Source organism: Streptomyces sp. NPDC002809 (assembly GCF_040295435.1).
Taxonomy (GTDB): domain Bacteria; phylum Actinomycetota; class Actinomycetes; order Streptomycetales; family Streptomycetaceae; genus Streptomyces.
Genome location: NZ_JBEOVJ010000005.1, coordinates 129,641 through 152,180, shown reverse-complemented (window position 1 = coordinate 152,180; position 22,540 = coordinate 129,641). Strand labels below are relative to the sequence as shown.

The 22,540-nt window shown below is 71.9% G+C and carries 20 protein-coding genes and 1 pseudogene; 15 read left to right on the top strand and 6 right to left on the bottom strand.

Annotation, left to right across the window (positions count from 1 at the left end; genetic code table 11):
• Window position 1: 1 nt before the first annotated feature.
• Window positions 2-667, top strand: coding sequence for an SDR family NAD(P)-dependent oxidoreductase (locus ABT025_RS05360; RefSeq protein ID WP_350990082.1), 666 nt, complete (start codon window positions 2-4; stop codon window positions 665-667).
• A 99-nt stretch (window positions 668-766) separates the two neighbouring features.
• On the opposite strand, the gene ABT025_RS05355 is transcribed toward ABT025_RS05360, so the two are convergent.
• The gene (locus tag ABT025_RS05355; protein WP_350990080.1) at window positions 767-1,768 is read right to left on the bottom strand and encodes an SEC-C metal-binding domain-containing protein; all 1,002 of its coding nucleotides are present in this window, start codon (window positions 1,766-1,768) and stop codon (window positions 767-769) included.
• Between the two features lie 87 nt (window positions 1,769-1,855).
• On the opposite strand from ABT025_RS05355, the gene ABT025_RS05350 reads away from it, so the two are divergent.
• From ABT025_RS05350 to ABT025_RS05340, 3 genes are all read left to right on the top strand, one after another.
• Window positions 1,856-2,644: a class E sortase gene (locus ABT025_RS05350; RefSeq protein WP_350990078.1), complete on the top strand. Its 789-nt coding sequence runs from the start codon at window positions 1,856-1,858 to the stop codon at window positions 2,642-2,644.
• A 186-nt stretch (window positions 2,645-2,830) separates the two neighbouring features.
• Window positions 2,831-2,989, top strand: a complete 159-nt coding sequence (locus ABT025_RS05345) for a DUF3311 domain-containing protein (RefSeq protein WP_326740620.1) — start codon at window positions 2,831-2,833, stop codon at window positions 2,987-2,989.
• Window positions 2,986-4,491 carry a sodium:solute symporter family protein gene (locus ABT025_RS05340; RefSeq protein WP_350990076.1) on the top strand — a complete coding sequence of 502 codons (1,506 nt, stop codon included), beginning with the start codon at window positions 2,986-2,988 and terminating at the stop codon, window positions 4,489-4,491. Before ABT025_RS05345 ends, ABT025_RS05340 begins: the two co-directional genes overlap by 4 nt.
• Before the next feature lie 185 nt (window positions 4,492-4,676).
• On the opposite strand, the gene ABT025_RS05335 is transcribed toward ABT025_RS05340, so the two are convergent.
• A complete protein-coding gene (locus tag ABT025_RS05335; protein ID WP_350990074.1) occupies window positions 4,677-6,089 on the bottom strand; it encodes an MFS transporter in 1,413 nt (470 codons plus the stop codon).
• Between the two features lie 144 nt (window positions 6,090-6,233).
• Between ABT025_RS05335 and ABT025_RS05330 the strand changes: the two genes are divergently transcribed.
• The 4 genes from ABT025_RS05330 (at window position 6,234) to ABT025_RS05315 (ending at window position 9,064) form a co-directional block, all read left to right on the top strand.
• On the top strand, window positions 6,234-6,764 hold the full coding sequence (locus tag ABT025_RS05330; protein WP_350990072.1) for a winged helix-turn-helix transcriptional regulator: 531 nt from the start codon (window positions 6,234-6,236) through the stop codon (window positions 6,762-6,764).
• Between the two features lie 64 nt (window positions 6,765-6,828).
• Window positions 6,829-7,164, top strand: coding sequence for a DUF6412 domain-containing protein (locus ABT025_RS05325; RefSeq protein ID WP_350990070.1), 336 nt, complete (start codon window positions 6,829-6,831; stop codon window positions 7,162-7,164).
• A 133-nt stretch (window positions 7,165-7,297) separates the two neighbouring features.
• Complete coding sequence (locus ABT025_RS05320; RefSeq protein ID WP_350990068.1) at window positions 7,298-8,068, top strand: YidC/Oxa1 family membrane protein insertase; 771 nt, start codon at window positions 7,298-7,300, stop codon at window positions 8,066-8,068.
• 135 nt (window positions 8,069-8,203) lie between these two features.
• Window positions 8,204-9,064: a fumarylacetoacetate hydrolase family protein gene (locus ABT025_RS05315; protein WP_350990066.1), complete on the top strand. Its 861-nt coding sequence runs from the start codon at window positions 8,204-8,206 to the stop codon at window positions 9,062-9,064.
• Between the two features lie 278 nt (window positions 9,065-9,342).
• On the opposite strand, the gene ABT025_RS05310 is transcribed toward ABT025_RS05315, so the two are convergent.
• Both ABT025_RS05310 and ABT025_RS05305 read right to left on the bottom strand, forming a co-directional pair.
• Window positions 9,343-9,822, bottom strand: a complete 480-nt coding sequence (locus tag ABT025_RS05310) for a heme-degrading domain-containing protein (RefSeq protein WP_350990064.1) — start codon at window positions 9,820-9,822, stop codon at window positions 9,343-9,345.
• On the bottom strand, window positions 9,819-10,976 hold the full coding sequence (locus tag ABT025_RS05305) for a Gfo/Idh/MocA family oxidoreductase (RefSeq protein ID WP_350990062.1): 1,158 nt from the start codon (window positions 10,974-10,976) through the stop codon (window positions 9,819-9,821). Before ABT025_RS05305 ends, ABT025_RS05310 begins: the two co-directional genes overlap by 4 nt.
• A 56-nt stretch (window positions 10,977-11,032) precedes the next feature.
• Between ABT025_RS05305 and ABT025_RS05300 the strand changes: the two genes are divergently transcribed.
• From ABT025_RS05300 to ABT025_RS05270, 7 genes and pseudogenes are all read left to right on the top strand, one after another.
• Window positions 11,033-12,247 carry an ROK family transcriptional regulator gene (locus ABT025_RS05300; protein WP_350990060.1) on the top strand — a complete coding sequence of 405 codons (1,215 nt, stop codon included), beginning with the start codon at window positions 11,033-11,035 and terminating at the stop codon, window positions 12,245-12,247.
• A gap of 278 nt (window positions 12,248-12,525) precedes the next feature.
• Entirely contained in the window at window positions 12,526-13,611 is a 1,086-nt protein-coding gene (locus tag ABT025_RS05295) for a hypothetical protein (RefSeq protein ID WP_350990058.1), read from the top strand.
• 86 nt (window positions 13,612-13,697) lie between these two features.
• Window positions 13,698-14,225 (top strand): annotated as a pseudogene (locus ABT025_RS05290) (GntR family transcriptional regulator); the annotation flags it as partial.
• Window positions 14,226-14,466: 241 nt separating this feature from the next.
• Window positions 14,467-15,273, top strand: a complete 807-nt coding sequence (locus tag ABT025_RS05285) for an HAD-IIA family hydrolase (RefSeq protein ID WP_350990056.1) — start codon at window positions 14,467-14,469, stop codon at window positions 15,271-15,273.
• 123 nt (window positions 15,274-15,396) lie between these two features.
• Window positions 15,397-15,957, top strand: a complete 561-nt coding sequence (locus ABT025_RS05280; RefSeq protein WP_350990054.1) for a hypothetical protein — start codon at window positions 15,397-15,399, stop codon at window positions 15,955-15,957.
• A gap of 1 nt (window position 15,958) precedes the next feature.
• Window positions 15,959-16,702, top strand: a complete 744-nt coding sequence (locus ABT025_RS05275) for a class F sortase (protein ID WP_350990052.1) — start codon at window positions 15,959-15,961, stop codon at window positions 16,700-16,702.
• A gap of 352 nt (window positions 16,703-17,054) precedes the next feature.
• Window positions 17,055-18,110, top strand: coding sequence for a glycoside hydrolase family 6 protein (locus ABT025_RS05270; protein ID WP_350990203.1), 1,056 nt, complete (start codon window positions 17,055-17,057; stop codon window positions 18,108-18,110).
• A gap of 30 nt (window positions 18,111-18,140) precedes the next feature.
• Here ABT025_RS05270 and glxA read toward each other — a convergent pair whose 3' ends face one another.
• Window positions 18,141-20,075 carry a radical copper oxidase GlxA gene (glxA, locus tag ABT025_RS05265; protein WP_350990050.1) on the bottom strand — a complete coding sequence of 645 codons (1,935 nt, stop codon included), beginning with the start codon at window positions 20,073-20,075 and terminating at the stop codon, window positions 18,141-18,143.
• Window positions 20,072-21,982 carry a glycosyltransferase family 2 protein gene (locus ABT025_RS05260; RefSeq protein WP_350990047.1) on the bottom strand — a complete coding sequence of 637 codons (1,911 nt, stop codon included), beginning with the start codon at window positions 21,980-21,982 and terminating at the stop codon, window positions 20,072-20,074. The genes glxA and ABT025_RS05260 overlap by 4 nt, the downstream gene beginning before the upstream one ends.
• Between the last annotated feature and the right edge of the window lie 558 nt (window positions 21,983-22,540).

The following is a 22,540-nucleotide window of genomic DNA, read 5'->3' as shown; positions in this document are numbered from 1 at the left end:
CATGCCGGGAGTCGTAGTCATCGGAGCAGGCCCGGGGATCGGTCGTTCGGTCGCCCGGCGATTCGCGCGAGAGGGCATGCCTGTCGCGCTCGTTGCACGGACCGCCGGAACACTGACCGCCGCAGCCGAAGCGGTCTCCTCCCATGGAGTGCCCGTCATTTCCCTGATCGCCGACAGCGTCGACGAGGCGGCGCTGCGTGCCGCCCTCGACGCTGCGGCCGATGAGTTCGGCTTTCCGGACGTCGTGGTCTACAACGCGGCGATCATCCAACCCGACGCGCCAGGACAGCTGCCCGCTCGCGCACAACTGGACGCCTGGGCCGTCAACGTGGTCGGAGCGCTCACCGCCGCCGCCCACATCGCGCCCGAGATGGCGCGGCGCGGGGGCGGTTCGTTCATCATCACCGGCGGAATGCCCGAACCGAAGCCGCGATACGTGAGCCTTTCGCTCGGCAAGGCCGGGGTGCGGACCCTGGTGGCCCTGCTCGATCAGGAGTACGGGTCGTCGGGGGTCCATGTGGCCAGTGTCACCGTGGACGGTCCTGTGGCTCCAGGTACGGCTTTCGACCCGGACCGCATCGCCGAACACTACTGGCGGCTGCACACCCAGCCTCGACACGAGTGGCAGCAGGAAGTCGTCCACAGCGGCCTCACGACCAGGATCTGAACCGTCGGCACCTGCCGCACCCGCACCCGCACCCGTCCAGCGGGACCGGGGCTGTCCTACGTGCTCCATGCCCCCGCCCCGCCCCGCCCCGTACGACGGCTATGCGCCGCCGTGGCAGTCCCGGTACGGCCGCCCCGTGCCGCACCAGCACGCCGCGCTTCTCGCCGGGGGCCACGGGACCGCGCGGCCTCGGGCTGCCAGGGTCGTCGCGTACTGGGGGAGCAGGTCCGGGTCGGACGGGGAGGCGGCCTCGGAGGCGGCGAACGCCTCGTACGACGGGACCGTGCCCGTCACTATGCCGAGGTTCGGGGTCCCCGTCGCATGGAGGTCGCGCAGGGCGGCCTCCAGGCGGGCCAGGTGGTCCGGGTGCGAGGCGTACTCGCTGCCGAGGCCCGGGTACGCGGTGAGGAGCTCGCGCAGTTCGGGCTCCGGCCAGTGGAGCACCGCCACCGGGAACGGGCGGGACAGGGCCGTGCGGTACGTGCCCAGTTCGGCGCGGAGACGGGTGATCTCGGCCTGGAGCTCGCCCGGGTCCGAGGAGCCCAGCGCCCACAGCCGCTTCGGGTCGTGGAGTTCGTCCAGCGGGACCGCCGCCGTGTGGAGGGCGTCGGCCAGCTCGTCCCAGGCGTCGTGTGTGACGCCCATCAGGCGGCGTACCCGGTGGCGGCCGGTCAGCAGCGACTGGGTGGCGTACGGGACCTCCTCGCCCGGGGCGATGAGCAGGGTGAGGGCCGTCGAGAAGTAGTCGTGGGCCGACTCCAGCTCGTCGTGGGCCTCCAGGGTCTCGGCCGCGATCTCCCAGGGGGCCGCCTCCAGCGGGCCGGCCGCACGGATCCCGTCGATGATCGCGCGGGCCTCGGCCTCGTGGCCGTACTCCCACAGGTTGGCGGCGTTGAGCGCCTTCACCAGGTGGGGGTGTTCGGTGTCGGGGTCACTGAGCAGGGCGTCGTAGAGCGTGGTGGCGCGGGCGCGGTCCCCGGCGAGTTCCAGATGGGCCGCCGCCTGGAGGAGCAGCGGTTCGTGGTCCTCGGGGTACTGCGCCGCGGTGCGCAGCAGGCGCTCGGCTTCGGTGGTGTGGTCGGCAGGCGTGTCGGGGCGCATGAACCACACGGTACTGCCGTCGAGGTGTTGTACGGAGGCCTGTTCCGGCCCTGGTGAGTTACGGGGCTTGGGCCTATCGTGCGGGCCGTGCGTCAGCGGATACGTGAGCGGATACCGGTGGTGGTGCAGCGGGACCGGCGCGGGAGACGGCTGGCCGCGCGCGGGCTGTGGACGGGCGCGGAGCTGGTGGTGACCCTCGGCGTCGTCCTGCTGCTGCTCGTCGCCCATCAGCTGTGGTGGACCAACCGGCAGGCCCGCGCCGAGGCCGCCGACACCGTGCAGGCCCTCCAGCGGGACTGGGACGAGCCCGACGGCGCCGAGGCGTCGGATCCGCCGGCGGAGGCGTCCCAGGAGCCGGCGGACGACAGCCCTGCCGTGGGGGCGGCGGACGACGACGCCCCCGCCGCCGCGTCCGCGCCCCGCCGGTCCCAGGCGTACGCCGTCATCCGTATCCCGCGCATCGGGCTGACCGCGCCCGTCGCGCAGGGCATCAGCAAGCGCGGCGTCCTCGACAAGGGGTACGCCGGCCATTACCCCGGCACCGCGCAGCCCGGCGGTTCCGGGAACTTCGCGCTCGCCGGGCACCGCAACACCCACGGCGAGCCCTTCCGCTACATCAACCGGCTGCGGTCCGGCGACCGGATCACCGTCGAGACCCGGGACGCCGTCTACACGTACACCGTCGACAAGACCCTCGCCAGGACCCAGCCGGGCGACGGCGGGGTCGTCGCCGCCGTGCCGCGCAGCAACGTGAAGCCGTACGTGGGCTACCGGGCGCCCGGGTCGTATCTGACGCTGACGACGTGCACGCCCGAATTCACCTCCCGCTACCGGCTGGTGGTGTGGGGGAAGCTGACGGATGTGCGGGGGCGCTGACCGGCGCGGGCGCGGTCGCGCATGTGATCACGCGGGTGGTGTGGGTGTGGTTGTGGGGCGGCGGGTCGTGCGGGTGTGGTCGCGGGGCAACGAGGTCGTGTGGGTGTGGTCGCGGGGCGGCGGGGTCGTGCGGGGGAGGTCGTAAGGTTCTCTGACGTGCTCAGACGACGTCCGCAGTTGTTGTGGTTGCTGGTTCCCTACGTGCTCTACCTGGGGGCGCTGCCGTTCGTGAACCGGGTCCGTCCCGTTGTGTTCGGACTGCCGTTCCTCTTCTTCTGGCTGCTCGGGGCGACCCTGCTGACCCCCGTCGCCGTATGGCTCACCCGGCGGGGTGACCGCCGGTGAACGCCGCCGTCGCGACCTCCGTCTTCGGGGTCTTCATGGTCGCCACCGTCGCTCTCGGGCTGCTCGCCGTGCGCGGCCGGCGCGGGCCCGGGCGCGGCGGGCTCGCCGAATGGTCGGTGGGCGGGCGCAGCCTCGGGACCGTCTTCATCTGGGTGCTGATGGCCGGTGAGGGCTACACCAGTTTCAGCTATCTCGGCGCCGCCGGCTGGGGTTACAACTACGGGGCGCCGGTTCTGTACGTGGTCGCGTACATGTCCTGCGGTTACGCCGTCGGCTACGTCGTCGGGCCCATGCTCTGGGCGTACGCGCGCAAGCACGGACTCGTCGGGATCACCGACATGGTGGCCCACCGCTTCGGCCGGCCCTGGCTCGGCGCACTCGTCGCCGTCCTCGCGACCGTCTTCCTGCTCCCGTACATCCAGCTCCAGATCACCGGCATGGGCGTCGTCGTCTCGACCATCTCCTACGGTGCCATCAGCCTGAACTGGGCCTACTTCATCGCCTTCGCCGTCACCACCGGCTTCGTCGTGGTGAGCGGGCTGCGCGGCAGCGCGTGGGTGTCCGTGCTGAAGGACGTGATGGTCATCGCCACGCTCGGCTTCCTGGCGATCTACGTACCGCTGCACTACTTCGACGGCTACGGGCCCTTCCTCGACCGGCTCGTCACCGAGAAGAGCGAGTGGCTGACCTTCCCCGGGCACGGGGACAGCGGCCTCGGACAGGCCTGGTTCATCACCACGTCCTTCCTCAACTCCCTCACCGTCGTGATCTTCCCGACCACCGTGGCCGGCTACCTCGGCGCGAAGAACGCCGACGTGCTCCGGCGCAACGCGATGTGGCTGCCCGCCTACAACGTCCTGCTCTTCGTTCCGATGCTGCTCGGCATGGCGGCGCTCTTCGTCGTCCCCGGGCTCGTCGGGGCCGAGTCGAACCTGGCGCTCTTCAAGCTGGTCGTGGACTCGCTGCCGGCCTGGTCGGTCGGGATCATCGGCGTCGCCGCCGCGCTCTCCTCGATCGTGCCGATGGCCGTCTTCATGCTGGTCATCGGGACGATGTGGGGGCGCAGTGTGCTCTCGCTCGTACCGCGCTGGGAACGGCGGCAGAAGGGCGCGGCCCAGGTGGTCGTCGTGGTCGCGGGGGGCTTGGCCCTGCTGCTCACGTACACCGCACCGAACACCCTCGTGCGGCTCTCGCTCATCTCGTACGAGGGCATGGCGCAGCTGCTCCCCATGGTGCTGCTGGGGTTGATGTGGCGGCGGCTGACCCTGGTCGGGGCGATGAGCGGGCTGGTCGTCGGGGTGGGTGTGGTGTGCGGGTTCGTGTTCACGGAGAACGATCCGGTGTGGGGTGTGAACGCCGGCATCGTCGCGCTGGGCGCCAATCTGGCCGTCGCGCTGGTGGTGACGTACGCGGGGCCGCGCGAGCGTGACGAGCGGCCGGACGACGAGGTGCTCGCGCGGGACGAGATCGAGGACGAGGACGAGCTCGTCCCGGCGGGCTGAGCGAGGGCGCACGGGGCCGTTCCCGCGTGGCGTTCGCGTACGGGAGCCAGGCCATGCGGGCCGTCAGGGCCGTTCCGCGTGGCGTCCGCGTACGGAGAGCCAGGGCCGTTTCCGTGGCGTCCGCGTACGGGAGTCAGGCCACGCGCTCGGACGGGGCCGTTTCCGCACGCGGCCCCGTACCTCAGTCAGGTCCGGTCGCGCAGCAGCAGCACGCTGACCGTCGCCACCAGTGCCAGCCCCACCGACAGCAGCAGCGCGCCGTCCGCCCCCGAGCCCGACGTCGCGATGGCGATCGTCACGGCGACGCCCGCCGACGAGCCGATGTACCGGGCGGTGTTGTTCGCGCCCGAGCCCATCGCCGCCCGCTCGTGCGGCACCGACTCGATCGCCAGCCGGGGCAGCGCGGCGTTCAGCAGACCGCTGCCGGCGCCGGACACGACCAGGGCCGGGATCAGCCGGAGCCATACCGTCGCGTCCGGACGCCCTCCGGCGTCCAGCGTGCCGAGCAGGGACACCACCCCCACCGTGTGCAGGACGAAGCCCGCGGCCAGTTGGTGGCGGGCCGGCACCCGGCCGGCCAGCCGGCGCGACTGCAGGGCCACGACGAACGCGGTGCCCGACCAGAGCAGGAACAGCCATGCCGCGTCGATCGTCGACAGCCCGAGCGCCCGCTGGAGCAGCGTCGGCAGGAAGCTGAACAGGCCGATCACCGAGAGGCCCGTGAACAGACCGCCGGCCGACGAGGCGAGGAACGGGCGGCTGCGCAGCAGCGCCGGATCGATCAGCGGGGCCGACGCCCGGCGCTCCACCGCGAGGAACACCAGGGCCAGTGCGACGGCGGCGAGCAGCAGCAGTGCGACGGGGGCGCGCAGCCAGCCGTCCCGGCCGAGCGTCAGCGCGGTCAGCAGCGCTGTCATCGACAGGCCCAGCACTGCCGCGCCCGCCAGGTCCGGGCGGCCGCCGCGCGGGGCCCGGGACTCGTCGAGCGTACGGAAGGCGAAGGCGGCCGTGAGGAGGGCGGCGAGGCCCAGTACGACGTACGTCAGCCGCCAGTCGACCGAGCCGAGCGACCCCGCCAGCAGCGGGCCGAGCGCGATTCCCACGCTCACGAACGCGCCCCAGATCCCCGTCGCCCTGATCCTGGCCGCACCGGCCGGGAACGCCCCGACGAGCAGCCCCAGGCTGGTGGCCAGGATCGCGGCGCTCGCCGCCCCCTGGGCGACCCGGGCCAGGGTGAACGTGAGGGTGTCGGTCGCCAGGGCGCCGAGTGCGGTGGTGAGGCCGAGCGCGAGCGTGCCGATCAGGAACAGTCTGCGTCGGCCGTAGTCGTCGGCGAGGCTGCCCGCGACCAGCAGGACGACGGCGAGACCGAGCGGGGTGCCGTTGAGCAGCCAGGCCTGGCCGGAGGGCGGGGTGGCCAGGGCGGCCGAGATGCCGGGGAGCGTCGTCATCGGCGCGGTGTAGTTCATCAGCGCCACGGCGGTCGCGACGGAGGTGATCGCGAGGGTCGGTCCGGGGCGCGGGCGAGCGGGCGCAAGGGGTGCGGAGCCGGTCGGTGGCGCGGGGCGGGGGCGTACGGGCTGGGCGGGCTGGGCCATGGCATCGCTCCGGGGTTCGCACGGTCGTTGCGCGATCGGGTCGCGGCACGTCCGTAGTGGGTTCAGTGAATGAACTCGCGTCGACGGTGCCGACGCTAGCACGGTCAGTTCATTCATCGAACCGTGAAGGAGTAAAGTGATCCCATGGCACTCGGCAAGGACTACGCGAACCAGCAGTGCTCCATGGCCCGCGCACTCGAAGTGGTCGGCGAGCGCTGGACCCTCCTCGTGGTGCGCGACGCCTTCTACGGCGTACGCCGGTACAACGACTTCCTCGTGCACCTCGGCATCCCGCGCGCCGTCCTCGCCACCCGGCTCCAGACCCTCACCGAGGCCGGGGTCCTGGAGAAGCGCCGCTACCAGGAGTCGCCGCCGCGCGAGGAGTACGTCCTGACCGACAGCGGCAAGGCGCTCTGGCCCGTCCTCGGCACCCTCGGGATGTGGGGGCGCGAACACCTCCCCGGCACCCTCCCGATGCGTGTCTTCGTCCACGCCGACTGCGGTACGGAACTGGGCGCGTACGGCACCTGCCCGGCCTGCTCCGTCCCCGTACCGCCCGAGGACGTCGAGATGAGGCCCGGCGACGGGCTCGACAGGGACACCGACAATCCGGTCAGCCGCGCACTGCTCGCTCCCCGCCGACTCCTCATGCCCCTGGAAGCCGATCGTGTATAACGGTTAACGGTTGAAGTTCCGCGCGCGACCGTGCGGACGCCGGAGACGTGGGAGGGGAGGAATCATGGACGCACGCGCCATGAACCGCCTGCGTGGTGGCCTCGCCCGGGTCCTGAGGCCCGCCGGGATCCTGCTCTTCTTCCTCACCGAGGTCCTGCTCGCCGAGGGCGGCAGCCTCTCCGCCGCCGTGGCGCTCGCCGCCACCGCGGCCGCCAGCACCGCGCTCGTCGCCTGCTCGGTCATCAGCGCACGCTGCGCCGCCCCGGTGCCCCGCACCCGGGTGCGTACCGCCATGCGCGACCGGGAGAAACGCACCGCGTTCCTCCCGCAACGGGACCCCGACGCCAAGGGGCGCCGCCGCCCCCGAGCCCCCGGCCATGTCCTCCTGACGGCCGCGTAGGGCTCTCTCCTCCCTGCTTTTCCGCCCCAGGTACGTACCCGCCCTGTGCGTGTACGTACGGGCGCCCCGCGCGGATCGTCATGCCGAAGCTGATCCACTTCCCGGCACGACGAGACCCCCGGAGGGCTCATCCATGTCCGCCTTCATGTCCGCATTCGCCAGCCTGGTCGGCGCCCTCGCCGACGCGCTCCACCCGCTCTTCCAGAGCGCGTCCATGGCCGCCGCGATCGTCCTGTTCACCGCACTCGTACGACTCGCCGTGCACCCGCTGTCGCGGGCCGCGGCGCGTGGGCAGAAGGCGCAGCGGAGGCTCCAGCCGCAGATCGCCGAGCTGCGCAAGAAGCACAAGAAGAACCCCGAGCGGATGCAGAAGGCGCTCATGGAGCTGCACAAGGAGGAGAAGGTCTCCCCGCTCTCCGGCTGCCTGCCGAGCCTCCTGCAGATGCCGGCCTTCTTCCTGCTCTACCACCTCTTCTCCAGTACGAAGATCGGCGACGACGCCAACCAGCTCCTCGGCCACCAGCTCTTCGGCGCCCCGCTCGGCGAGCGCTGGCGCGACGCACTCGCGGACGGCGGGATGTTCGGGGCGCAGGGCCTCGTGTACGTGGGGCTGTTCGTGATCGTCGCCGCCGTCGCCACGTTCAACTACGGGCGGACCAAGCGCCAGATGGCCGCCAACCCCGTCACCCCGGCCGCCGGCCCCGACGGACAGCCGGTCCCGGGCATGGGCGCGATGACGAAGGTGATGCCGCTGATGTCCTTCTTCACGCTCTTCACCGTCGCCTTCGTGCCGCTGGCCGCCGCGCTGTACGTCGTCACGAGCACCACTTGGACCGCGATCGAGCGGGCCTACCTGTACCGCGACATGCCGGCCGCCGGTGCCGCCATGGCCACGGCGGCGTAGTCCGGGACGCGAGTGCGCCGGTCCAGTGTGTGAACAGGGTCTTGCGGAGTGATCGGATCTCTTGGAGGATCGGACAAGCCTGCGATGGCCGAAACCATCCGACGGGCCCGATCTCGACCAAGGAGAGAAAGACCGTTGAAGCTGCTTCGTGTGGGTACTCCGGGCGCGGAACGACCGGCGCTGCTGGACGAGGACGGAACCCTGCGTGACCTGTCGGGGATCGTCACCGACATCGACAGCGTGCTGCTCGCCGACGAGGACGCGCTCGCCCGGGTGCGGGCCGCCGCGGCCGCGCCCGGGGAACTGCCCGCGCTCGACGCCGAGGGGCTGCGGGTGGGCCCGCCGCTCGCCCGGATCGGCAAGATCGTGTGTATCGGGCTGAACTACCACGACCACGCCACGGAGACGGGCGCCCAGATCCCGACCGAGCCGATCCTGTTCTTCAAGGCGCCGGACACGGTCGTCGGACCCGAGGACACCGTGCTCGTGCCGCGCGGCAGCGAGAAGACCGACTGGGAGGTCGAGCTCGCCGTCGTCATCGGCCGCACCGCCCGGTACCTGGACTCCGCGGAGGAAGGGCTCGCGCACGTCGCCGGATACGCGGTGGCGCACGACGTCTCCGAGCGCGAGTTCCAGATCGAGCGCGGCGGCACGTGGGACAAGGGCAAGAACTGCGAGACGTTCAACCCGCTGGGGCCCTGGCTGGTGACGGCCGACGAGGTCGCCGACCCGCAGGCCCTGCCGCTGAAGCTCTGGGTCAACGGCGAGCTGAAGCAGGACGGCACGACGGCCGACCAGATCTTCCCGGTCGGCGAGGTCGTGCGCTACCTGAGCCACTTCATGACGCTCTACCCGGGCGACGTGATCAACACCGGCACGCCGGCGGGTGTCGCGATGGGGCAGCCCGAGCCGAAGCCGTATCTGCGGGCGGGGGATGTCGTGGAGCTCGAGATCGCGGGGCTGGGGCGGCAGCGGCAGGAGCTGAAGGGGGCGTAGGGAGCGAGGCCCGTCCTTGGTTCCTTGGCCCCTTGGCCCCGGGTGCGACCGGGGGCCGCTTCGTCCTCAAGCGCCGGACGGGCCCGACTGTGCTGGGCTCGGCCTGACTGTGCCGGGCCTCACTTGCTTCGCGATGGTGCCGGGCACGGCTTGATTCGCGCGTTGACCGGGCCGGTGGACGCGCGCGGCGCACGCGCTGGACGCGTAAAGATCGGAGGGGTGGGTGCTGCCGGCGGCGGCACCCACCCCTCCGTGCGTGTCGGAGGGTCCGGCCCCGGTCAGCCGCTGATCTTCGTCGCGAACTGTTCCAGCGCCTCGACCACCAGCGCGTGGTCCTCCGCCTGCGGCAGCCCCGACACCGTGACCGAGCCGATGACGCCCGCGCCCTCGACCGCGATCGGGAACGAACCGCCGTGCGCGGCGTATGTGTCCGGGTCCAGGCGCGAGGCCTCGTCGAACGTCGTTCCCTTGGCCCGGAACCGCGTCCCGACCAGGTACGAGCTCTCGCCGTAGCGCTCGACGACCTTGCGCTTGCGGTCGATCCACGCGTCGTTGTCCGCGCTCGAACCCGGCAGCGCGGCATGGAACAGCTGCTGGGCCCCGCGCCGGATGTCGATCGCGACCGGGGCGTGCCGTTCCCGGGCCAGGGTGACGAGCAGGCCGCCGAGCGCGTACGCGTCGTCGTAGCCGAAGTGCGGCAGTGTCAGCCGGCGCTCCTGGGCGATCAGCTCGGAGATGGTCGGAGCGGTGGGGTTCATGCGGACTGCTCCTCGGTGGCGGGTGCGGAGGCGTGGGCGGTGGCCGTGGGCAGGGTGACCGTGACGCCGTCGCGGGCCGAGCGGCGGGCGGCCTCCAGGACGTCCAGCGCGGCAGCGGCCTGGAGGGCGGTCACCGGATTCTCGCCCTTCCCGCGCAGCGCGTCGGTGACCGCCGCGTAGTACGCGGGGTAGTCGCCCGGCAGCGTACGGACCGGGGTGCCGCCGCCCGTGAGCGGGGACTCGCCCGAACCGAGCCGGCCCCACAGCGCCTCGTCCTCCACGCCCCACGGGCCGTCCGCCGACGGGCGCGCGCCCTCGCGCAGGGCGGCCTCCTGGGGGTCGAGGCCGTACTTCACATAGCCCGCCGTCGATCCGAGCACCCGGAAGCGGGGGCCGAGCTGGGCCGTCGTCGCGCTGACGTAGAGATGCGAGCGGACCCCGTTCGCGTGGGTGATCGCCAGGAACGTGTCGTCGTCGGCCGCCGCACCCGGGCGGCGTACGTCCGACTCCGCGTACACCTGGACCGCAGGACCGAACAGGTCGAGGGCCTGGTCGACGACATGGCTGCCCAGGTCGTACAGCAGTCCGCCGATCTCCTCGGGGTCGCCCGACTCGCGCCAGCCGCCCTTCGGCTGCGGGCGCCACCGCTCGAAACGCGACTCGAAGCGCTGCACCTCGCCGAGCTCACCGTCCGCGATCAGTGCGCGCAGGGTGAGGAAGTCGTTGTCCCAGCGGCGGTTCTGGAAGACCGAGAGCAGCAGCCCGCGCTCCTGGGCCAGCGCCGCCAGCTCCCGGGCCCCGGCGGCCGTACCGGCGATCGGCTTGTCCACGACCACCGGCAGACCGGCCTTCAGCGCGGCCGTCGCGATCGGGACATGGGTCTTGTTCGGCGACGCGATCACGATCAGGTCGAGCTCGTCCGCGCGCTCCCACAGCTCGTCCGGCGATGCGGCGAACCGCACACCGGGGAACTCGGCGCGGGCCTGGTCCCGGCGCTCCTCGTTCGACGTGACGACCGTGTCCAGGACGAGGCCCTCGGTCGCGGCGATCAGCGGGGCGTGGAAGACGGAACCCGCCAGGCCGTAGCCGACGAGTCCGACGCGCAGGGGGGTCCCGGACGATCCGGAGGTCTCGTGAGTCGCGTGGTCAGTCATGCGTTCCACTTTGGCAACGCTGTTGCCAAAGTGCAAGCGCGGGAGACAATGGGGCCGTGAACAGGAGTAACAGCGGCGCGAACCTGCCGGCACTGCGCAGCCACAACGCGGCGCTCGTGCTGGACCTGCTGCGTGCGGCGGGCGAGCGCGGCATCAGCCGGCTCGAACTCGCCGGCCGTACCGGGCTCACCCCGCAGGCCGTCAGCAAGATCACCGCCCGGCTGCGGGCGGAGGGCCTGGCCGTCGAGGCGGGCCACCGTGCCTCGACCGGCGGCAAGCCGCGGACCGTGCTGCGGCTGGTGCCGGACGCCGGTCACGCGGTGGGGCTGCACCTGGACCGCGACGAGCTGACCGTGGTGCTCGTCGACCTCGCGGGCGCGGTGGCCGCGAGCCGTACGGCCCCGCTGGACTTCGGTGCCCCGGCGGACGAGGTGCTCGGAGCGGCGGCCGGGGCGGTCGCCGCGGTGCGGGGCGACGGTGCGCTGCCGGTGCTCGGGGTGGGGGTCGCCGTGCCGGGGCCCCTCGACCACCGGGGCGGGGTCCTGCACCGCGTCACCGGCTTCCCGCAGTGGGACGGCTACCCGCTCCGCGACGGCCTTGCCGCGCGGACCGGGCTGCCCGTCGTCATCGACAAGGACACCAACGCCGCCGCCCTCGGCCTCGCCCTCCAGGAGCCTGGCCCCGCCGACTTCGCCTATCTCCACCTGGGCACCGGCCTCGGTTCCGGACTGGTGCTCGGCGGGGCGGTGCACCGCGGGGCCCGTACCGGAGCAGGGGAGTTCGGCCACCAGACCGTCCAGCTGGACGGGGTGCTGTGCAGCTGCGGCGGGCGCGGCTGCATCGAGGCCCTCTGCCTGGCCGCCGTCGAGCGGGGCGACATCGCCGAGGCCTCGCGGGTGCTAGGCACCGGCGCCGCCAACCTGGTCGGGCTGCTCGACATCGACCGGGTGGTGCTGGGCGGGCGCACCGTCGCCGCAGACCCGGACGCGTACGTCCGCGGGGTACGCGCGGTGCTCGACGAACGGGCCCGGCGGGACGGGGCCGACGGGATACCGGTACCGGTCGTCGCCGCCGGCGGGGGCGACCGGCCGGTCGCCGAAGGAGCGGCGCAGCTGATCCTCGCCCCGCTGTTCGGCCGTGTCGGCGGCGAGGACCCGCAGGCCGGCGCGGACGCGCAAAGCGGCGCGGACCCGGACAGCGGCGGAAGCGGGGGCGGAGGCCGGACGGCCGACCCCGCCGGGCCGCTCCCCGGTCGTGCGGAAGCGGGCTGAGCGTGGGTGTACTCCCGGTCTGTACGGAATCGGGCTGAGCGTGGGGATGCTCCCGGGCTGTCCGGAGCCGTACGGGCGGGGTGCCGCCGACCGTCCGGAGCCGTACGGAACTGGGCTGATCGAGCGGTTCGGTGCGGGCGGGCGGGCGGCCTGTCGGCATGTCTGCGGTGGGTGGCACCTGCCCGTGTGGCAGCGTCGCCCATCAAACCGGTGAACTCCGGGGCCCGGGGCGAGCCGACCGATTCCGCGAGAAGTCGAGAAGTGAAGGCTGCCCCACGATGCCCCCCACACCGCCCCCGGCGAACCCTTCCCCCGAACCCTCCGCACCGGCGCGCCCGCCGTCGCCGCCCCCTGCGGGCAGCCGGCCCCGGCACGGTCTCGTGCTCGGGCTGGCCGCGGCGAGCGTCATGCCCGCCGTCGTGCTCGGCGGCCCGGCGGCCGCGTCCGCCGCCCCGCAACGCAACACGGCCGCCACCCCGACCTCCGGCCTCGCCCCCGTGCCGGGCTCCGTCGCCGCCGACCAGCGGCCCGGCTGCGGTGACCCGGGGGCCGCCGACTTCCCGATCGACACCCGTATCCACGGCGGTCCGGACACCTACGCCTCGGGCGGTGGGTACGGCACCTGGTTCCTGGACCTGACCAACACCACCACCGAGCCCTGTCGCGCCATCCACCCGGTCCTGGTCCTCACCGACGAGGACCGCACGCTGACCTCCGACCAGATCCAGCTGGAGTTCTCCGAACGCGCCCACCCCGGCGTCGAACACCGCGTCAGCTGGGAGACGACCGACCGCGACGAGCACATCGGCGTCTTCGGCGGTGAGGGCGACGGCTCCTTCGCCGGCTTCACCGTGCCGGCCGGCCGGACCGTCACCGTCCAGGTCAGGCTGGCGTTCACCTCCGACACCAGCCCCGGCCGGATCACCGCGAACGCCGCGATCGTCCAGCGGCAGCGCGGCGAGAACAGCCAGGACGGCGGCACCACGAGCGAGAGCCTCGACGGGGAGTGGGTCGGTGAGTCCGAGGACTACCCGTTCACCGTGGTCGAGGACGACGGCAGCGGGACCGGGACGGACGACGGGACGAGCGACGTACCCGATGAGACCGGTGAGACCGGTGAGGTGGGCGGGGAGCAGGAGGGCGACGGCCGTGTCCCCGACAGGCCCGACTCCAACCCCACCACCGGAACCACCGGCACCCCGCGCCCGCTCGCGCCGGGCCGTGACCCGGCCGGAGTTCCGGAACTCGCCAGGACCGGGATCTCCGTACCGGTCCCGCTGTCCGCCCTCACCGTCTCCGGCCTCCTGATCGGCGGCGGAGCCATCGTCATCAGGGCCCGCAGGACGCGCCGCGCCCCACACTGACCCGGCCAGGCCTCTCACCGGCGGCTTCCGGCCGTCGAGCACTGCCGCGACGACCGGTGTTCACGTCCGTCTGCCACCATCGGTCCGTGGACTACCCGCACGACCAGGCACCTGGCGCACCCGTCCGCTCCGGCATCCCGGAGCACGGCCGTATTCCCAAGTACTAAGCGGTCAAGGCCCATGTCTCCGCCCTCATCGACGAGCTGGACGAGGGCGGCTCGCTGCCGCCGGAACGCGATCTCGCCGTGCGCTACGCGGTGTCGCGCGAGACCGTGCGCCAGGCGCTGCGTGAACTGCTCCCGGAGGGACGGCTGGCCCGGCAGGGCCGCGGCACGGTGGTCGCCGGACCCAAGCTGGAACAGCCGCTCTCCCTCGCGAGCTGCACGGAGGGCGTCCGACGTCAGGGCCGCACCCCGGGCCGCCGTCTCATCGGCCTGGAACGGTTCCCCTGCCCCGAGGCGCTCGCCCCCGAGATCGGGACGGAGCGCGGGGAGCCGGTCCGGCACCTGGAGCGGGTGCTGCTCGCCGACGACGACCGGGTCGGTCTGGAGAGCACGTACGTCAGCGTCGCCCGGGTACCGGACCTGGAGGAGAAGTTCGACCCGGACCGGTCGGAGATCGGGACCAGCCTGGACACGTACGTGGACGCCTGGAAGACGGCCGCGGGCAGCTGACCCCGCATGCCTTCGTCACGAATGGACAACGGGTACGGCCCGTAGTGTGCGGAGGCCCCCCGGCACATGATCAGGCAGTACCTTCCGGTCGAACGGACAGCCTAAAATCGGGGACGTCGGCGCTGCACAACGCGGTGCCGCCGGCGTCCCCGCACCTGGCGTACGGCAACTGGAGTCCCACATGGCAGAGCGCAAGCCGATCTCGTCCTGGCTCACCGACATGGACGGAGTCCTCATCCACGAGGGGACGCCGATCCCCGGCGCCGATGCCTTCATCAAGCGGCTGCGGGAATCGGGGCTGCCCTTCCTGGTCCTCACGAACAACTCGATCTACACCGCGCGCGACCTCCACGCCCGGCTGAAGCGCATGGGCCTCGACGTCCCCGTCGAGAACATCTGGACCTCCGCCCTCGCCACCGCCCAGTTCCTGGACGACCAGCGGCCCGGCGGCACGGCATACGTCATCGGCGAGGCCGGGCTCACCACCGCACTCCACGACATCGGCTACGTCCTCACCGACCACGAGCCCGACTACGTGGTCCTCGGCGAGACGCGTACGTACTCCTTCGAGGCGCTCACCAAGGCGATCCGGCTGATCAACGGCGGCGCCCGCTTCATCTGCACCAACCCGGACGAGACCGGACCGTCCGCCGAGGGCCCGCTGCCCGCGACGGGCTCCGTCGCCGCCCTCATCACCAAGGCGACCGGCAAGGCCCCGTACTTCGCGGGCAAGCCCAACCCGCTGATGATGCGCACCGGGCTCAACGCGATCGGCGCCCACTCGGAGTCCAGCGCCATGATCGGCGACCGGATGGACACCGATGTGCTGGCCGGTCTGGAGGCGGGCATGCAGACCTTCCTGGTGCTGACCGGGCTCACCACGGTGGCGGACATCGACAAGTACCCGTTCCGGCCGTCCACGGTCGTCGACTCCATCGCCGACCTGGTCGGCCTGGTCGAGCCGGCCGGGGCGACCGAGGCGGGCTGACCCGGTTCGGGGCGGGGGGCGGGCCGGTCGGGCCGCTTCCCCGCACTCCACCGGCCCAGTGTCCGGCCCCCTGCGGATGCGGAAAGCCGCGGCGCGCGTGAACCTGCCATAAGGAGGTTCACGATGCGTTCAATACCCCTCACGTTCTGTGCCGCCGCGGTGGTCGCGGCGACCCTGATGCCCGCTTCAGCCGCACTGGCCGATTCCGAATCCGACCACGAGGACTCACGGTCCCGGGTCACGCTCACCGTCTCCCCGTCCTCCGTCTCCCCGGGCGGCGAGGTCGACCTGGAGGTCGCCGGCTGCAAGGGCAAGGAGGCCAAGGGGAGCTCCGACGCCTTCGTCTCCGAGGCGCGCTTCTCGCCCGGCGGCGACCGGACGCTCTTCGCGGAGGCCCGAGTCCGGTCCGACGCCGAACCCGGCGACTACGACGTCCAGGTGGTCTGCAAGGGCGACAAGCACGCCAAGGCGACCACCGTCCTGACCGTCGTCCACCGCAGCCGGCCCATGCCCGTGGCCCCCGTCCGCGCGGGTGGCGGAGGCACCGCGGTGCTCGCCGACCAGGCCGCCCAGCAGGAGGGCCCGGGCACCGTTCACGCGGTGGTCGGCCTCGCTCTGGCGGCCGTCGCGGCCGTCGCCGTGGCCTTCCGCAGCGTGCGACGCCGCCGCCCGGCCGCCGACTGACGTGTCAGCCTCGGACCGGCCGGCGGGGCACGGCAGGCTGCTCACCGGAGTGGCCTGGGCCGTGCTGCTGCTGGGCCTGTGGCTCTGGGGTCGCGGTATCACCGGCGGCTCCGGCGCCAGTTCCGCCCCGACCACCGGCGACGTCGCCGCGGTCGGGCGCCCCCTCGGCGTGCCACTGCCCCCGGCCCATGACCCGATCGAGGGGGTCGCGCCGCGGAGCGTCGAGGTCCCGTCGATCGGGATCCGTGCCCCCGTCGTCCCGCGGGAGCTGGACAAGGAGGGGGCGATCGAGCCGCCGTCCTTCGACACACCCCAGACGGTCGGCTGGTACGGCAGTGGCACCGAGCCCGGTGCCAAGGGGCCGGCCCTCTTCGTCGGCCACGTCGACACCGAGACCAAGCCGGCTGTCTTCTACGGGCTCAGCGCGGCCCGCCCGGGCGCCAAGGTCGAGGTGACCCGGACCGACGGCACCGTCGCCGAGTTCACCATCGACGACGTCCAGGTCTTCACCCGCGAACGCTTCAACGCCCGCAAGGCGTACGGCCCCCGCAAGGACGGCCGGGCCGAACTCCGGCTGATCACCTGCGGCGGCACGTACGACCGCGCGTCGAAGTCGTACACGGCCAACGTCGTCGTCTCGGCCTATCTCACGGGCGAGAAGTCACGGGAGAAGGCGCAGGAGGAGGCGCGGGAGAGCACCAAGGAACAGGTGAGCGGGAAAGCCGGTGCACCGGGCGGCGGCTGACCTCTTCGGTATCCGGCCCGGCCGGCTGCCCGGTTCTCCGGGCGCCGGCCGGGCCGTCCTCGACCGCTGGGCGCGGGCCGCGGGAGTGGCCCGGCGCGGACACGGGAGGTCGGTGGCGTCCGGGTCCGCCGCACGCCCCACTGTAGGGGCGCGAACTCCCGGCGCACAGTCCATTTCTGACGGTACGTCGATAACCGGTCACCCTCCGCACGCGGGCGGGCCGGGCAGAGTGTGGTGAATCCGGCGTAACGGCTCCTCGACGAAGTCGTGAGGGGCCGGGCCGGCGCCGGGCCCTGTGCCAGGATGGACGGCGATGCGGCAGCGCACAGCCGTCGCACCCGAGGGGGCGTGGATGTACGGCAGCCACAACGGCCGGTTCGGCATGCGGGTGGTGTGCGCGGCCGCGGCCGGCGCCGCGCTCCTGCTCGCGGGATGCAGCTCTTCCGGCGACGGCGACGGCGACGGCGAAGGCGAAGGCCCGTCCGGGGGCACGGGGAAGAACCCCGCGGCCGTCGGACAGCAGCCCGGTGGCGGCGATCCGTACTGGGTCAACCCCGACGGGAACGCCGCCAGGCAGGTCGCCCGCTACACCGAGGACGGCAACGAGAAGGACGCCGCCCTGATCCGCCGGATCGCGCGGCAGCCGGTCGGCGAGTGGGTCGGCCCGGACGATCCCGAGGCCGAGGTGAAGGGCTTCACCGAGGCGGCCGAGAAGGCCGGCCGGGAGGCGCTGCTGGTGCTGTACAACATCCCGCACCGCGACTGCGGGCAGTTCTCCAAGGGCGGTGCCGCCGACGGCGACGCGTACCGCGCCTGGCTGGAGGGTGTCGCCAAGGGCATCGGCGACCGGGGCGCGACCGTGATCCTGGAGCCGGACGCGGTGCTGCACCTGGTCGACGGGTGCACCCCGCAGGAGTTCCGAGAGGAGCGCTACGACCTGCTCAGGGGTGCGGTGGAGCGCCTCAAGAAGGCGCCGGGCACCCGCGTCTACCTGGACGCGGGCAACGCGGGCTGGCACACCCCGGACGCACTGTTCCGGCCCCTGCGGCAGGCGGGCATCGGCGCGGCCGACGGGTTCGCGGTCAACGTCTCCAACTTCCAGACCACCGCGGTCAGCCGGGAGTTCGGCAAGCAGCTGTCGGCGAAGGTCGGCGGCAAGCCGTTCGTGATCGACACCGGTCGCAACGGCAACGGCCCGTACACCGGGGGCACCCCCGAGGAGAGCTGGTGCAACCCGCCGGGACGGGCCCTCGGTGAGACGCCGACGACGGCCACGGGCGACGAGCTGGTCGACGCGTACCTCTGGATCAAGCGGCCGGGCGAGTCCGACGGCGACTGCCGGGGCGGTCCGAAGGCGGGCGCGTGGTGGCCCGCGTACGCACTCGGACTGGCCCGCGGCACCGCATAGGAGCAACCCTGTCCGGTGCCGCGAACGCGCCTACGGCACCTCCACCCACATCCCCTCGGACGGCGTGCCCCTGCCGTCGGTGACGAACAGCATGTACCAGCCCGACGGCACCAGCGCCCGGTTCGCCGGCACCGTCACCGAGATCCCGCCGTCCGTCCGCTTCAGGCCCAGCGCCACCGAGCGCTGGTCGGTGTCCGTGACATGGGTGACCGCGCTCGGCCGCATCAGCCTCGCCGACTTGACGGACGAGGCCCGGTTGGCCGTGAACACCGCCGTGCCGCCGCGCTCGATCCTCGTCGGTCCTGCGGTGAGCTCCGGCCGTGAGCCGCGGTACAGGTACGGCGGGGTGTAGATCTCGATGCGCTGCTCGAAGACTCCCGGCCGGGTGTTGGCCTTGTCGGAGTAGAGCGGGTCGGAGCCGAAGATCATGACCCGGCCGTCGGGCAGGAGCACGGACCCCGAGTGGTAGTTGCGGCCCACCGCGGGGTCGGCGACCCGCTCGTACGTGTCCGACTTCGCGTCGTACAGCCGGGCCTGGAGCACGTCGGAGCCGCCGCGGCCCCGGTAGTCGTTCGAACCGCCGGTGACGAGCAGGGAGTCGTCGGGCAGCAGGGACGCGCTCGGGTAGCGGGTGCCCTCGTCGAGGGATGCGCCGTCCTTGAACTCCGGTTCGGGGTCCGACAGATCGACCAGCCGGGACTTCTCGCTGGACCTGTCGGACTCGCCGACGCCGCCCCCGCCGATCACCATGAACCTCTCGTCCTGGGCCGGGGGCAGCCGCACGGTCGCGGAGGTCTCCATCTTGTCCGGGTCGCTCAGGCCGGGGATCCTGGTGAACCTGTTCGTCGCCAGGTCCCAGACGCCGGGGTCGCGGCCCACGTCGGCGGGGCCGTAGCCGGCGTTCGAGCCGGAGTAGAAGAGCTTGCCGTCGTTCAGCAGGAAGACCGCCGGATACGTGGGGAACTTCCGGACGATGCCGGTGTACGCCCATTTCCTGGTGGCCGGGTCGTAGATCTCGTCCTTGCCCGGGACGATCTGCCCGATCTCGTCCAGGCCGGACAGGGCGAGGACCTTGCCGTCCTTCAAGGTGGTGAGCGTCGGGTACCAGCGGGCCTCGTTCATCGGGTCGACGGTGATGTACTTCTCCGCCACCGGGTCGAACTCGTAGGCCTCACGGATGCCCTGGAAGTCCTTCTTGTCGAGGGCCAGCTTCTGGGCGATCCCGTAGACGTTACGGGTGTCGGAGCCGGACAGCCCCGCTATCCGGTAGTTGTCCTCGGTGCCCGTCCCGTGCTCCGTGCCGGACTGCTGCGCCTCGACGTAGATGCGGCCGAGCCCGGGGTCGTTGCGGAGGAAGGCGCCGGTGTTCCTGTCGAAGACCTTGGTCGCCCTCTCCACCAGCACGGGGTCCTTGGTGACGAAGGTCCTGCCGTTGGCCTTGCCGGTGAACCGGGTTCCCGCAGGCAGGGTGACCGGCTTGTCCGGGTCCTCGTTGTGCACGATCATCAGGCCGCCGGCCTTGGTGACGTCGCCTTCGAGTTTCTCGTACCGCTTGGTACCGCCGGCTATGAGCAGTCTGCCGTCAGGCAGTTGGGTGTGGCCGGCGCAGAACATGTCCTTGGGCGTGGGTATGTTCCGGAACGCGTTGGTCTCCGGGTCCCACAGGACCGACCGGAAGCTCTTCGCGTCGAAGTTCTTCTGGTTGTTGCCCGAGCCCGCGACGAGCAGCACCTTGCCGGTGTGCAGCAGCGCCGCGTGGATCGTGTTGATCCGGAACCCGGAGGGGACGTCCAGGAAGTCCCAGTGGCCGTTGGCCGCCTTGTACTCCGGCTGGTTGATCCTGTACGCGTGGTAGCGGTCGGTGCCGAAGCGGTACAGCCACGGCCCGTTCGCCCCCGCGAGCGCGAGAACCACCGCCGTACTGATCGCCATGCGGCGGGTACGGCGGCTCGGACGGTACTTCATGGTTTGCGTCCCCCAAGGGCGATCTGCATGGTCTGTTCGTCGCCGGCCCGGCGGGGCCCGGTCCGCCGGGCGTTGTCCGGTTGGCCGCTCACCGGCGGCGGGCCCGCCCTGCGCCGCTTCTTCTGGGCCCGCACGGTGTACTGCCAGCCGAAGACCGGCGCCGCGGTGATCAGCAGGGCCAGGGCGGCCCAGGTGAGCATCGCCGGATGGCTGTGGCCGAGGACGAAGGAGGCCGCGATGGAGCCGGCGAAGACGAGGATGAAGAAGAGGTGGATGCGGAAGGTCCCGAAGAGGGTGTCCGGGCTGGAGGAGTCGCCCTTGGGCGTCACGACGAACGAGCTCTTGCGGCGCAGCACGGCGTCCATGAGGGAGCGTGCGTAGACCGGTGCGGAGAGCGCGGACATCATCATGCCGGCGAGACCGCCGGAGCCCTCGGGCTCGTGCGGTGAGACGTTGTGCCGGCGGTTCCAGATGTACAGGCCGATCTGGAGCGCCGAGGCGTTCCCGTACAGCATCATCCAGACGGTCGGGTCGATCTGCACACCCGAGGCGCCCATCCCCAGGAACAGTGCGCAACTGAGCGCCGCGAGGATCCAGTTCAGGGCGGACATCGGGTAGAAGATGATCATCATCGTGTAGTTGAAGAGCTTGCCCACGGGCAGCGAGAAGAAGCCCTTCCAGTACTGCTTGAGGATCGTCTCGTACGTCCCGCGCGACCAGCGCAGCTGCTGGGTGAAGAAGTCCGTCCACGCGGTGGGGCCCTCGCCCACGGCCAGCACGTCCGGCGTGTAGACCGAGCGCCACGTGCGGCCGGTGCGCGGGTTGCGGGCGCGGTGCATCTCGAAGCCGGTCGCCATGTCCTCGGTGATCGAGTCGTACAGGCCGCCGATCTGCTTGAGGGCCGGGATCCGCACCGCGTTGCTCGTGCCGACGAACATCGGGGCGCCGTAGCGGTTGCCCGCGCGCTGGATCAGCGCGTGGAAGAGGAACTGCTGCGACTCGGCGGCCTTGGTGACGAAGGTGTCGTAGTTGCCGTAGACCTGCGGGCCGATGACGAAGCCGACGTCCGGGTCGCGGAAGTAGCCGAGCATCCGCTCCAGATAGTTGGGCATCGGGACGTGGTCGGTGTCGACCGAGGCGAAGAAGTCGTACGTGTCACCGTGGGCGTCGAGCCAGGCGTTGTAGTTGCCGTGTTTGGTCTTCGCCCGGTGAGGGCCCTCGGCCTGGTTCCAGTGCGCCACGCCCTTGCGCGAGAAGTGGCGCACGCCGAGCCTCAGGCAGACCTCCTTCACCGCCGGGTCGTCGCCCTCGTCGAGGAGCCAGACGTGCATCAGGCCGCGGTGGCGGATGCGGACGGCGGCCTCCAGGGTCTTCGTCACCATCTCCAGGGGCTCCTTGCCCGGGACGAAGGAGGTGAGGAAGGCGACCCGGGTACCGGTCTCCGGCACGACGGGGACCGGATCGCGCGCCACCAGCGTGGCGTGCGCGTTGGAGAGGACGTTCAGGGTGCGGAAGAGCTCGATCAGGCCGATCGAGACCAGCATCACGATGTCGAGGACCAACAGCGTGTCGTTCTTGGGGTTCGGGTCGCGCTGGGTCCAGTGACCGGGCTGCATCAGCCAGGCGAAGAGGCCGAGCGAGACGAGCGGGGCCGCTCCCAGCAGGAGGGCCGCCCGGATCCGGTGGGGCTCCTGGGAGAGGAGCGAGCGGTACTTCACGGTGTACGGCCTGGCGGGGTCGGGCAGGGTCAGAGGCCCGGCGAGCCGGCTGTAGTGCTCGTAGTCGTACCGAGGCGGCGCGTTCTTCTGCGGCCGCCGCCGCCCGGTCCGTGGCTGCGGGGGTATCCGAAGCCGCGTGGTCCGGGACGGGTCGTGGTCCTGCCGGGCGCCTGACGGCGTCGACGTCATGGGTCATCCCCCTGCACGCAGGCGGGGCTGCGTGGTCGGTCGGTTGTTTTCGTCTCGCCCGCCGCATGTCCCCCTGGACGCGGCCGACGGTTCGGTGGCGGGTCACTTCCCTGAGACAGGCAAGGCCGTCCGTCCGGCTGCACAGCGCCTGTTCGGTGTTTGCTTGTGCACGACGCCATCCCCTCGCATCGAACACAACCGGAACAATCCCCTCTGGTTTCCCCCCAACTGTGGGTCTCACCGGCGTGGTTGGCGCCGATGACCCTCAGACAGACTGGCCGACCCCGGCCGCGATCGCAAGGGTGAAAGGGGTTAATACCCGCTCAAATGCGCGATTTGTGCGGCTCTTGTGGAGAGGTGGTGCGGAGGCGTATGAGGGGGTGCGCGGGGAGTCGTCGCGCCGTCGGCCGGACGGTTGGTGCGCACCTGTCAGGCGCGTGCGAGGCGTGCGTGAGGTGTGCGTGAGCAAATCGCTCAACGAGTGACGCCTGCGCGGGGCGGCGAGGTGTGCGGGAACGAGCAAGGCCCCCTCACGCGTGGTGAGGGGGCCTTGACTCT

Coding starts and splice junctions, on each gene's coding strand:
- ABT025_RS05305 (WP_350990062.1), bottom strand. CDS start 10,976: ATGACTGACCACGCGACTCACGAGACCTCCGGATCGTCCGGGACCCCC.
- ABT025_RS05360 (WP_350990082.1), top strand. CDS start 2: ATGCCGGGAGTCGTAGTCATCGGAGCAGGCCCGGGGATCGGTCGTTCG.
- ABT025_RS05270 (WP_350990203.1), top strand. CDS start 17,055: ATGTACGGCAGCCACAACGGCCGGTTCGGCATGCGGGTGGTGTGCGCG.
- ABT025_RS05320 (WP_350990068.1), top strand. CDS start 7,298: ATGTCCGCCTTCATGTCCGCATTCGCCAGCCTGGTCGGCGCCCTCGCC.
- ABT025_RS05325 (WP_350990070.1), top strand. CDS start 6,829: ATGGACGCACGCGCCATGAACCGCCTGCGTGGTGGCCTCGCCCGGGTC.
- ABT025_RS05335 (WP_350990074.1), bottom strand. CDS start 6,089: ATGGCCCAGCCCGCCCAGCCCGTACGCCCCCGCCCCGCGCCACCGACC.
- ABT025_RS05295 (WP_350990058.1), top strand. CDS start 12,526: ATGCCCCCCACACCGCCCCCGGCGAACCCTTCCCCCGAACCCTCCGCA.
- ABT025_RS05260 (WP_350990047.1), bottom strand. CDS start 21,982: ATGACGTCGACGCCGTCAGGCGCCCGGCAGGACCACGACCCGTCCCGG.
- ABT025_RS05285 (WP_350990056.1), top strand. CDS start 14,467: ATGGCAGAGCGCAAGCCGATCTCGTCCTGGCTCACCGACATGGACGGA.
- glxA (WP_350990050.1), bottom strand. CDS start 20,075: ATGAAGTACCGTCCGAGCCGCCGTACCCGCCGCATGGCGATCAGTACG.
- ABT025_RS05280 (WP_350990054.1), top strand. CDS start 15,397: ATGCGTTCAATACCCCTCACGTTCTGTGCCGCCGCGGTGGTCGCGGCG.
- ABT025_RS05310 (WP_350990064.1), bottom strand. CDS start 9,822: ATGAACCCCACCGCTCCGACCATCTCCGAGCTGATCGCCCAGGAGCGC.
- ABT025_RS05330 (WP_350990072.1), top strand. CDS start 6,234: ATGGCACTCGGCAAGGACTACGCGAACCAGCAGTGCTCCATGGCCCGC.
- ABT025_RS05355 (WP_350990080.1), bottom strand. CDS start 1,768: ATGCGCCCCGACACGCCTGCCGACCACACCACCGAAGCCGAGCGCCTG.